The organism is Paracoccus simplex (assembly GCF_042648325.1).
In the GTDB taxonomy this organism is placed as follows: Bacteria; Pseudomonadota; Alphaproteobacteria; order Rhodobacterales; family Rhodobacteraceae; genus Paracoccus; species Paracoccus simplex.
This window is the reverse complement of sequence record NZ_JBHRXE010000040.1, coordinates 1-10,385: the sequence shown is the minus strand read 5'-3', so window position 1 is coordinate 10,385 and position 10,385 is coordinate 1. Positions and strand designations below refer to the sequence as shown.

Annotated in this window: 9 protein-coding genes and 1 pseudogene; 5 read left to right on the top strand and 5 right to left on the bottom strand. The window is 62.8% G+C overall.

The window, feature by feature from the left end; all coding sequences use genetic code 11:
- The first annotated feature begins 145 nt into the window (after nt 1–145).
- Together ACFOMP_RS14290 and ACFOMP_RS14285 are read left to right on the top strand one after the other, a co-directional pair.
- Nucleotides 146–547 (top strand): hypothetical protein, encoded by a 402-nt coding sequence (locus ACFOMP_RS14290; protein WP_379031693.1) that lies wholly within the window; start codon nt 146–148, stop codon nt 545–547.
- A 3-nt stretch (nt 548–550) separates the two neighbouring features.
- Nucleotides 551–1,744 carry an HlyD family secretion protein gene (locus ACFOMP_RS14285; protein ID WP_019352001.1) on the top strand — a complete coding sequence of 398 codons (1,194 nt, stop codon included), beginning with the start codon at nt 551–553 and terminating at the stop codon, nt 1,742–1,744.
- A gap of 88 nt (nt 1,745–1,832) precedes the next feature.
- Here ACFOMP_RS14285 and ACFOMP_RS14280 read toward each other — a convergent pair.
- The 4 genes and pseudogenes from ACFOMP_RS14280 to ACFOMP_RS14265 all read right to left on the bottom strand — a co-directional run.
- A pseudogene (locus tag ACFOMP_RS14280) lies at nt 1,833–2,520 on the bottom strand (DDE-type integrase/transposase/recombinase); the annotation flags it as partial.
- A 203-nt stretch (nt 2,521–2,723) separates the two neighbouring features.
- Nucleotides 2,724–5,126 carry a heavy metal translocating P-type ATPase gene (locus ACFOMP_RS14275; RefSeq protein WP_379031690.1) on the bottom strand — a complete coding sequence of 801 codons (2,403 nt, stop codon included), beginning with the start codon at nt 5,124–5,126 and terminating at the stop codon, nt 2,724–2,726.
- A gap of 152 nt (nt 5,127–5,278) precedes the next feature.
- Nucleotides 5,279–6,769: a multicopper oxidase family protein gene (locus ACFOMP_RS14270; protein ID WP_379031687.1), complete on the bottom strand. Its 1,491-nt coding sequence runs from the start codon at nt 6,767–6,769 to the stop codon at nt 5,279–5,281.
- 76 nt (nt 6,770–6,845) lie between these two features.
- On the bottom strand, nt 6,846–7,226 hold the full coding sequence (locus tag ACFOMP_RS14265; RefSeq protein WP_379031684.1) for a hypothetical protein: 381 nt from the start codon (nt 7,224–7,226) through the stop codon (nt 6,846–6,848).
- A gap of 94 nt (nt 7,227–7,320) precedes the next feature.
- Here ACFOMP_RS14265 and ACFOMP_RS14260 point away from each other — a divergent pair, with 94 nt between their 5' ends.
- The 3 genes from ACFOMP_RS14260 to ACFOMP_RS14250 all read left to right on the top strand — a co-directional run bounded on the left by ACFOMP_RS14260 (nt 7,321) and on the right by ACFOMP_RS14250 (nt 9,028).
- Nucleotides 7,321–7,782 (top strand): c-type cytochrome, encoded by a 462-nt coding sequence (locus ACFOMP_RS14260; protein ID WP_379031696.1) that lies wholly within the window; start codon nt 7,321–7,323, stop codon nt 7,780–7,782.
- 287 nt (nt 7,783–8,069) lie between these two features.
- Nucleotides 8,070–8,459: an IS110 family transposase gene (locus ACFOMP_RS14255; RefSeq protein WP_379031681.1), complete on the top strand. Its 390-nt coding sequence runs from the start codon at nt 8,070–8,072 to the stop codon at nt 8,457–8,459.
- Between the two features lie 26 nt (nt 8,460–8,485).
- Nucleotides 8,486–9,028, top strand: coding sequence for a transposase (locus tag ACFOMP_RS14250; protein WP_379031678.1), 543 nt, complete (start codon nt 8,486–8,488; stop codon nt 9,026–9,028).
- Nucleotides 9,029–9,040: 12 nt separating this feature from the next.
- Here the strand turns inward: ACFOMP_RS14250 and ACFOMP_RS14245 are convergent.
- Nucleotides 9,041–10,385 (bottom strand): LysR substrate-binding domain-containing protein (locus ACFOMP_RS14245; protein WP_379031675.1); only part of this gene is annotated, 1,345 nt, incomplete at its 5' end.

Here is a 10,385-nt window from a genome sequence, read left to right as displayed (position 1 = left end):
CGGAAGCTGTGGGATAAGTCCGTCCGGGGAAAGGGGAACCTCGGCCTTAAGCCGATTTGTGCAACAGAGCCATATAGACATATAGCGCGCACCCAGCTAACGTCACCGTGATTTCCCTATAATCTACTATGTTAAGAGGCATATCATGGCGAGTGGAGCCGATACCGCGCACAGCGCGCCGTCGTGGTTCGTGGCGCCAGGCGAAACGGATACCTTGGCGTGGATCGCTATTGCTATCCTTTGCTTGGCAATCTTTGCTCTCGTCTCGCTCTACGCCGCATTTGACCGCTGGGCTGAACATCGCTCCAAGGGCACGCCCCTTGCAAAGACGATCCCTACGTTGCTGACCATCGCGCTGATCTATGAGATATTCCCGGTCGATCACTTCAGCCTGCTTCTGCCGCTCAGCGCAATTCTGATCGCGCTCATGGCAGATTGGTCGCGCTTTCATTCGCTGGTCGAGGTGCGCCAGCCAGCCAGCCCCGGGCCGGAGCAGCCGGGCACCGGAAACAGTATTGAATTTTCTGAGCCCGAGAAGGGGAACTGACCTGTGCTCGAACTGCTTCTGACGTCATTCCCCGTCATCATCCGCTACTTCCAGCTCAAGCGCCGCGGCGAGGCCATGTCGGTCTGGAACATGAGAACGGCGGTTTTCCTGTGGGCCGCGATGGCCTTTGCGCTGTTTATGATCATCTTTTACTTCCACCCTAAATCCTATACGGGTGTATTGCCATTTCGAACCGTATCGGTTGTGGCTCAGACCAGCGGCCCAGTGACCGAGGTGGGTGTCCGCAACGGACAGCGTGTCTCGACGGGCGACCTGCTATTCCGAATCGAAAACAGCACACAGCTGGCCGAGTTGAAACGCGCCCAGGCTGCGTTGGATGCGCTTACCGCAGATGAGGCCAAGGCTCGCAACGAGCTTGCGTCAGCCGAAGCCAGCGTAGCCGAGGCATCCGCCGCGCTAGACCTGACCAGAGAAGATCTTGAGCAGGCAACCTTGCTGGCCGAACGCAAGGTCGGCACGCAGGACGCAGTGCGCACTTTGCAAGCAGAAGTGACGGTCGATGAAGCGCGGCTGTCAGCCGCTCAGGCCAAGGTGGCATTAGTGCAGACCGAGCTGAGCGAGAGTATTCCTGCAAAGCGCAAATCTGCTCAGGCAGCGCTGGAAAGCGCGCAGGTCGCATTGGCCAAAACCGAGGTTCGCAGCTTTACCAACGGCGTCGTGACGCAGGTGGTTTTGGGTGCAGGCAGCCCGGCTTCGCAGTTGATTGTCAGCCCTGCGATGGTCATCATCCCCGACCGCGATCCCGCGATTCCGCTCCGTATCACGGCGGGCTTCTCTCAGGTGGCCCGTACAGCGCTTTACGAAGGCATGCCCGCCGAAATCGCCTGCGGCTCGAATATGGGGCTGACGTTCCACAATACCGTGCTTCCGGCGCATATTTCCTCAATTCAACCTGCGGTTGCCGCTGGTCAGATGGTCCCGAGCGGGCGGCTAGTCGAGCCAGGACTCGCCGCGTCACGGAGCTCGTTGCTGGTCTACTTCGAGTTAGACCATCCCGAACATGCGGCAATCATGCTGGACGGGAGCAGTTGCATGGTCCAGACCTATTCCAGCAACCTTCCCGGCTTTGGCGGCCATGTCATTGCCGCCACCGGCATCGTAAAGGCAGTCGGGCTAAGGCTGAAGGTTTGGGGCGCACTGATCTCTGGTATTGGGTTGTCGGGCGGCGGGCATTGACAACCGAACGTCCGCAAAGGGCTCATCTCCAGCCCCACAAGGCGAGCCTGAAAAAGGTCAGGCCGGATGGGCTGCAATCAGACAAGGTTTCATGCATCTTGATGCGGAAGAACTCGTCGAGGGCGGTGGCGTTGAAGCGAAGCCGTTGGTCTTAAGCGTTCTGACCTTAGTGCGGCGGTGCTGGATGCCGTTGAGATCGAGGTAGAGTTCGTAGGGATGCTTCTCGGTCCCGCAGAACTCCCGGCCGTTGTCGGTCAGCACGGCTTTCACCGGCCGACCTAGGTTAGCGTAGAAGGGCAGCACATCGTTGTGCAGCACCGCCACCGCCGCCTCAGGCTGCTTAGAGACGTGGAGGAAGCCGAAGGGGTAGGAGCCGCAGGTATCGACCACCGCGTGCAGGTAGACTTTGCCCACGCCCTTGAGGCTGCGACGAAGAAGGTATCGGCCGACAGCAGTTCACCCGGGGCGGCGCTCTCCACATGGCGCTCGCGGAAGCAGGGGTTGAGCTGCTCCAGGAAGGCGGCCTGCTCTGGGGTGATATCGATGACCTTGCCGGCATTAACCTCCTCCAGCGACAGGATCGCCTTGAGCCGATTGCTGCCGTAGGCCGGGTGCTCCAGAACCAAGGCCCGGATGCGCTCCACGACCTCGGGCGCAGTCGCCTGCGGGTGGGACTTGTGGATCGGCGGCAAGTACTTCAGCCCGTCGAAGCTCTGCGTCTGAAAGCGGCGTTCCATTCGTAGAATGCTGGTTCGGTCCATGCCACGCCGTCGACAGCGGCAGCGCTTCAGCAGTCCTCAGCCGGCCGTGAACATCAGCAGGGGCAGCGCGGCGGCAGCCGCCAGAATGGTGCGCCAACTGATGTTGCTGTCGTTTCTGATCGTCAAACTTCGTTTCACGGATTCATTGTCTCGCCGTCACGGTCCGCATGCGGCTCACAAGGGGGTGATGGCAAATCGAAGGCCGTGGCACGCCATCGTCACAGCTTCACCCTCCGCAGCCGAGCAGCATTGGTGATGACGCTGACCGAGGACAGCGCCATGGCAGCCGCCGCGATAATCGGCGACAGCAGGATGCCGAAAAACGGATAGAGCACCCCTGCCGCAACCGGCACGCCCAAGGCGTTGTAGATGAAGGCAAAGAACAGATTCTGGCGGATGTTGCCCATCACCGCCTGCGACAGCCGCCGCGCCCGCACGATGCCGGTCAGATCCCCCTTCAGCAGCGTGACGCCCGCGCTTTCCATCGCCACGTCGGTGCCGGTGCCCATTGCGATGCCGACATCCGCAGCCGCCAGCGCTGGGGCGTCGTTGACGCCGTCGCCGGCCATGGCCACCACCTCGCCCGCCGCCTTGTGCCGCTGCACGACCGCGCTTTTCTGATCGGGCAAAACCTCGGCCTCGACCTCATCGATGCCGAGTTGGCGGGCAACCGCCTTGGCGGTGGTCCAGTTGTCGCCGGTGAGCATGACCACCCGGATCCCCTGCGTCTTCAGCGCAGCCAACGCCTCGGGTGTCGAGGGTTTGACCGGGTCGGCGATGGCGAAGATCGCAGCGACGCGGCCATCCACCCCCATGAAGATCGCGGTTGCCCCGTCCTCGCGCAGCCGGTCGGCCTCATCAGCGAGCAGCGCGACATCGACGTCTTGCTCGGCGAGGAACTTCGCATTGCCAAGGGGAACGCGCTTGCCTTCGACCACCCCGAGCGCGCCCTTGCCGGTCGGCGAGTCGAAATCGGCAACCGGCGCCGTCGCGATCCCGCGCTCCTCGGCGGCGCGGACGATGGCCAGCGCCAGCGGATGCTCGCTGGCCCGCTCCACACTGGCGGCAAGCCGCAGCGCCTCGTCCTCGCTGAACCCAGCAGCCGGAACGATGGCGGTCACAGCGGGCCGGCCCTCGGTCAGAGTGCCGGTCTTGTCGACGATGATGGTGTTGACCTTCTCCATATGCTCCAGCGCCTCGGCGTTCTTGATCAGCACGCCCGCCTGTGCGCCACGGCCGACGCCGACCATGATCGACATCGGCGTCGCCAGTCCCAGCGCGCAGGGGCAGGCGATGATGAGAACGGAAACTGCCGCGATCAGACCGAAGGAAAAGCGCGGCTCCGGACCCCAGATCGACCAGGCGATGAAGGCAAGGACCGCGACCACGATCACCGCCGGCACGAACCAGCCCGACACTTGGTCGGCGAGGCGCTGGATCGGCGCGCGGCTCCGCTGCGCCTCGGCGACAAGCTGGACGATCTGCGACAACATGGTGTCGCGGCCAACTTTCCGCGCCTCGATCACCAGCGCGCCGGACTGGTTCATGGTGCCGCCGATGGCCGATGCACCGGCCTCCTTGGTTACCGGCATCGATTCACCCGTCACCATCGATTCGTCGACGGCGCTGCGGCCTTCCAGCACTTCGCCATCGACCGGTACCTTCTCGCCGGGACGCACCCGCAGGCGGTCGCCGACATGCACGCTGTCGAGCGGAACCTCCTCCTCCATGCCATCGTCGCGAATGATCCGGGCGGTCTTGGGGGCGAGGTCGAGCAGCGCACGGATCGCGCCGCTGGTGCTCTCTCGCGCCCGCAGTTCCAACACCTGCCCGAGCAGCACCAGCACGGTGATGACCGCCGCCGCCTCAAAATAGACCGCGACGGAACCGTCATGCTGGCTAAACGCATCGGGAAAGATACCGGGCGCAACTGTGGCGACGACGCTGTAGATCCAGGCGGTCCCGGTGCCCATGGCGATCAGGGTGAACATGTTGAGGCTGCGGTTGACCAGCGACTGCCAGCCGCGCTGAAAGAATGGCCAGCCGGCCCAGAGAACGACCGGCGTTGCGAGGATCAGTTGCAGCCAGTTCGAGGTCAGCTGGCCGACATAGTGGCTCAAGCCAAGAAAATGGCCGCCCATTTCGAGGACGACCACTGGTATCGTCAGCGCCAGTCCGATCCAGAACCGACGTGTCATGTCGATCAGTTCCTCGTTGGGCCCTCCCTCCAGGCTGACCAGCACCGGCTCCAGCGCCATGCCGCAGATCGGGCATGATCCGGGGCCAACCTGCCGGATTTCCGGATGCATCGGGCAGGTGTAGTTCGTCCCCTCGGGAACCGGCTCCGCCCTGGCCGCCGCTGCTACGAGATCGAGATAGCGATCCGGCTCGACCAGGATCTTTGTGCGGCACCCGGCCGAACAGAAGCAATAGGGTCGGCCGGCATGCTCGGCCTTGTGCGCAGCCGTGTGGGGATCGACCATCATGCCGCAGACCGGATCCTTGACCTTGTGGTCACTGTCGTGCGCGACAGCCACGTGCTCATGCGCGTGATCATCCATATGCCCGTGAGCCGAATGGTGAGTTTGGTTCGGGTGATCATGTTCGGTCTTGCTGGTCATTTTCACGCCTCCTCGGCGTTTCCTGAGCTTGCGTTTTACCTGTTCTGCGCATTCCAATCGCTGGAAGGTCAAGAGGCGATCGGAAGCCGGCGTTGCTGGCCGTCAGTGATCGCCTGCTGGACAACGCCAGCATCCGGCATGCTCTGACCGGCCTATGCACTGACCGCGAATTCAGTCATCATACCGGTCTCAAGATGTGGCATATGGTGGCAGTGCAGCATCCAGCGTGCGGCCTCCCCGGCGTCGAGCGCAATATCGACCATCGACATCGGCGGCACATAGACCGTGTCGCGCAGTGCGCCCCGGACTGCACGCCCGTTCAACCCGACGACCTGGAACACATGTCCGTGCAGATGCATTGGGTGGCCCATCATCGACATGTTGTGGAACGACAGCACGACCCGCTCGCCACTCCGTGCGGCAAGCGGGCGATGCTTGCCCCAGACGGCACCGTTGATTGTCCACACATAGGGCTGCATCGAGCCGCCCAGCATCACGATGTGGCTGCGCTCCACCGGCCGGTCCGGCAGGGTGTTCAAGGCGATCAGACGCGCCTCCTGCGCAAGGTTGGTGTCGAAGACGGGTGCCTCGGCCTCTGCCACGGTATCGATGCGTCGTATTTCGGTGCCCTGGGTGGCAAGGATCAGTCCGGTGCGCTCTCGCGCCCCTTCCCGCAGCGCGAGGATCGGCCAGGCGCCGCCCGTCCGCGGCAGGTCGATCTCGAGATCGAGCCGCTGGCCCATGGCCAGGCCGAAGCGCGTGTCCGTAACGGGCTGCACCGCGTGTCCGTCCACTGCGACCAGCCGCGCCTGCGGTTCGCCGATCTCGATCCAGAACACCGTCGCCGCGGCAGCGTTGATAACCCGCAGGCGGATGCGCCCGCCACGCTCGACCCGCACCACCTCGGGGTCCGAAAGCGTGCGGTCGTTGGCAAGGTAGGCGTCCCAGTCGTAGTCGTTGAGGTCCATCTCCATGGCGCCCATCCCCATCATGCCACCCATGGCGCCGTGTTTCATGCCACCCATCGGCATGCTCCCCATCGCGCCGTGGTCCATGCCGTCCATACCCGCGCCGTGGCTGCCTCCGTGACTTCCGGCGGCCCCGTGGCCGCCGAGAATCTCGGACATCACCTCCTCGGGCGCCTTGAACGAGAAATCATGCAGGAACAACACCACCTCCTGCCGGTCGGCTGCGACATCCTCGGCGCCGCGCACGATCAGCGGCGCGGCCAGAAGACGCATCTCGTGCAGCGGTACATGCGCGTGCATCCAGTAGGTGCCGGGCAGCGGCGCGAAGTCATAGGCCCGTGTCTCGCCGGGGGCGAGCATCGGCAGAGGCATGTCGGGCACGCCATCCTGTGCATTGGGCGGGATCTGGCCATGCCAGTGAATCAGCGTCTCAACATCGAGATCGTTGCGCAGATCCACCCGAAACCGCGCACCGGGATCGAGTGTCAGCCCCTGTCCGGCCGGGCCGGCAAGCCCCCAGACGGTGGCGGCCCGACCGTCGATATCGAAGGTCCGACTGGCGGCGTGCAATGATAGCGGGCTGGCGCCCTGCGCTGCCGCGATCCGGGGCAGATGCGCTTCGGCCAGCACGGCTGCGCCAGCGGCGAGAAAGCCGCGTCGTGAAATGGTATTCATGTTCGTCTCCTCGGGACAGCCTGTCCCGTTCATCATAACCGACGAGAACGCAGCGGGCCTCGGCCCGGGCGCGCGATCAGAGGAGACGGAGCTTGGGAGGTCGTTCGTTCGGTCCAGGGCCCCGACTGACGACAGTTTCAGCTGTCGGCAGGGCATGGCTGGCAGGCGCGCAATCGCTGGCCGAGTCTTCTCTCAGGGATATCAAGAAGATCGAAATACCTGCGCAAAGCAACTCACAGCTTCCGGCATCCATCGATCCGCAGTGCTGTTCGCCATCACAGGAATGATCGCTGCCGGCCACAACCTGCATCATCTCGCTGACATGGACCGCGTGATTAGGCTCCGGGCTCAAGCCCGCAGTATGCGCGGACGTCACCGTCGCTATGACGGCGATCGCGAGTACGGCAAGCATGGTGACGAGGCGCGCGAACATGCTGAAAAGATAGGCCCTGGTCACGGGAATGTCCATTGCCCCCGGCGTCGCGCCTCTGGCAGAAATTCAATCTCGGCATGTAGCCAATTGAAATTCTTCACCAGTAGCCATGAAACTTATGCGCAATGAACTCCGTAATATCTTGTGGTTCGGGTTGCTCCTCGGCAACCTGACCCTAGCGATCCTCTTTGGATGGCATCAGGCTCGTAGCGCGCCCACCGCCGCGGCGACTGCTGAGATCATCGAGCAGGGCCGGCAGGTCTACGCGGACCAATGTGCCTCCTGCCACGGTGCGCAACTCGAGGGGCAGCCGGACTGGAAGACCCCCCTTCCGTCCGGGCGTCTCCCGGCGCCACCGCACGATGCCGGCGGCCACACGTGGCATCACGCCGATGAAATCCTGTTCCGCATCATCAAGGAAGGCACGGCCGCCATCGTCGGGAACGGCTATGAGAGCGACATGCCCGGCTTTGCCGATTTTCTCAGCGATGCTGAAATCCGGGCTGTCCTCGCCTATATCAAGAGCACCTGGCCAAAGCGGGAGCGAACCTACCAGGAGAATGTGTCGCAACCACGCTGATGGCACCTTAAGGATGGAGCTTCGCTGCGGGCCGGAGCTGTCCGCGTGACCTCTCCGCCATGCCCTCGCCGCAACTGTCATTTAATGGATTATGAATCCTGCCCCTTCTGTGTCTGGGTTTTGCTAGACTTGCCCCGTCACCAGCCCAGGCCAGGGTCAGTGACGGGGTGGTGCGCGACGACCCTTGTGGCATGACCACGCTTCTTAGCCTGTCGGCACCGCCTCTCTTCATCGTCTCGAACAGTTGATTGCGGCCTTGCAGGACCGCGCACCAGAAGGAAGAGAGCATGGACAACCTATCACACGGCCGCGTTATCGGCATAGATGTCAGCCGCGACTGGCTGGACCTTCATTGCCTCCCCGATGGGCATCGCGTCAGAGTGCCAAACGTTCCGGCAGGTCATGCTGCCGTGGCGGATATTGCGCGGGACAAAGATGCCATCGTCTGTTTTGAATCGACTGGCGGTCAGGAATGGCAGCTATGGGCGCTTTTGGAGGCAGAAGGGGTTGCAGCCCGCCAGGTGCCTCCTGCTCAGGTGAAGGCGTTTGTGCAAAGCCGTGGCACACGCGCCAAGACCGACCGAATCAATGCAGAACTCATTACCCGCTTCTTTGTCTTCCGACCCGAAGCGGGCCCCATGCTTCCTGCAGAAAACTTCTCCTTCTCAGAGCCTTGACGTCCAAAAGAGCGCAGCTGGTTGAAATGCGCAAACGGCTGCTTGCCCAAATTCGCGCACATCAGAAACTGGGCACCGCCGCGATGTTCGAGGAAGTCGATACCGATTTGAAACACCGGATCAACAGCCTGGTCAAGGAACTGGAAGACCGGATCGCCCGAGCCATCGCAGGCGATGATCGCCTGTCGGAGACCGCTAGTGTTCTCCGCTCCATCCCGGGGATCGGCCCAGTTGCCAGCACAATGCTGATCGCCGAAATGCCAGAGATCGGCACCATCACCGGCGAAGAGGCTGCCGCTCTCACTGGATTGGCCCCGGTCGCACACGACAGCGGAACTCTTCGCGGAAAACGTGCCATCGCAGGCGGTCGCCGTGCCCTCCGGCATGTAATGTTCCAGGCAGCGCTGGTCGCGGCACATCACAACCCAAGCCTGAGATCCTTCGCAGATCGCCTCCGCAAGGCTGAAAAGCTGCACAAGGTCATCATTACCGCCGTCGCCAGAAAGCTGGTCACCATCGCCAACGCGCTGTGCAAGAACCGTCAAAAATGGACCGCCGCGACAGCCTAACAGATACAGTTGCTAGCGCACCCCGGCCAGCTTGGCGACCTCCACGAATTCGTGGACCTGGCGCGACCGGTTCGACCGTTTCCAAGCCAGAACGGTGCTGATGCGGAACTGCGGGTGGATGATCGGGCGCACCTCGGCGCTGCGGCCCAGGAAACCGATCAGGCTTTCGGGATAGACGGTCACGCCCAGCCCGGACGCGACCAGGCCCAGCAGGGCCAGGGTGTTCGATGCCTCGATGGCGATATTCAGCGATATGCCCTCAGCGCTGAACAGGTTGGCCAGGCGCCAGCGGTATTCCTCCCATTCATGGGTATCGCCCAGGATGATGTCTTGGCCCGCCAGGTCGGCGGGCGTGACGACGGCCAAGCGCAGCAATGCATGGTTGCGCGGCGTCACCACATAGAGCGGTTCGAGCGACAGCGTCAGGCTGTGATAATCCGCGTGATCGAACGGCCCGATCATGTAGCCCAGGTCGATCTCGTCATTGGCCAAGGCAATCTGGCTGCGGGAAACCAGCTCCAGGTCCAGCGCCATGCGGACCTGCCCGACGCTCAGGGTCCGGCACAGGGGATGACGGGATTTGATCCAGTCGGCAGTTTTTTCCGCATGCGCCGGGGTGGGCACCTGAGGCGGTTCCGGCTCGTCCGCGATGTAATCGCGCCAGCGGCCCACCCTGAACCAGTTATCCGAGAAGCAGACCTTTGAGCGCGTATAGCCTGCGGTCTCCAGCGCATAGCGCTTTACAGCTGAGAGAAGCTTTTCATGCCCGACCTCCTGAATGGCAGCTTCGACGTGATGCAGGCAGGCCGCTTCGTTGCGACATCGGTCGGTTGGATAGGCCTTCAATATCTCCAGAGATTCCGCCGCCGCCTCGCGTGCACGCGCACGCGAAGGTGGTTTATGGATGGTTTCAGGATGGTTTGGGATCCGCTGTGGACGGGGTACCGGGTCCGCAGCGGACCCCGTTCCGGGTTCACGGCAGACCCCGTCCTCTGTGGACCCCGTCTCATCATCGGGTTCGGCAATGCCCTCCAAGGTGCGGACGGCAGCAAGGGAGATGCGATAAACAACGGTGAAACCGTTCTTGCAGGCGCGGCGGCCGGTCTCGATCAGGATGCCTTCGCTCAGGAACTCGTTGATCGTGCGTTTGACAGTGGTTTCGCCAAGCTCGGTGTGCCGTTGGATCGTTCCCTTGGAGCACCAGATGCCAGACCCGTCATCGCTGGCCTTGTCGGCCAGAAACATGATGATCTGCTTTCGGACCGGACTGCCGAAGCGCCGCCCGGCGCAAAGATTCGCAACCTTCCAACTCATGCCACGCCTCCCCACGGAGTTGCGCGGCGGGAAGCTGTGACAT

Coding starts and splice junctions, on each gene's coding strand:
- ACFOMP_RS14250 (WP_379031678.1), top strand. CDS start 8,486: ATGCGCAAACGGCTGCTTGCCCAAATTCGCGCACATCAGAAACTGGGC.
- ACFOMP_RS14275 (WP_379031690.1), bottom strand. CDS start 5,126: ATGACCAGCAAGACCGAACATGATCACCCGAACCAAACTCACCATTCG.
- ACFOMP_RS14260 (WP_379031696.1), top strand. CDS start 7,321: ATGCGCAATGAACTCCGTAATATCTTGTGGTTCGGGTTGCTCCTCGGC.
- ACFOMP_RS14270 (WP_379031687.1), bottom strand. CDS start 6,769: ATGAATACCATTTCACGACGCGGCTTTCTCGCCGCTGGCGCAGCCGTG.
- ACFOMP_RS14255 (WP_379031681.1), top strand. CDS start 8,070: ATGGACAACCTATCACACGGCCGCGTTATCGGCATAGATGTCAGCCGC.
- ACFOMP_RS14290 (WP_379031693.1), top strand. CDS start 146: ATGGCGAGTGGAGCCGATACCGCGCACAGCGCGCCGTCGTGGTTCGTG.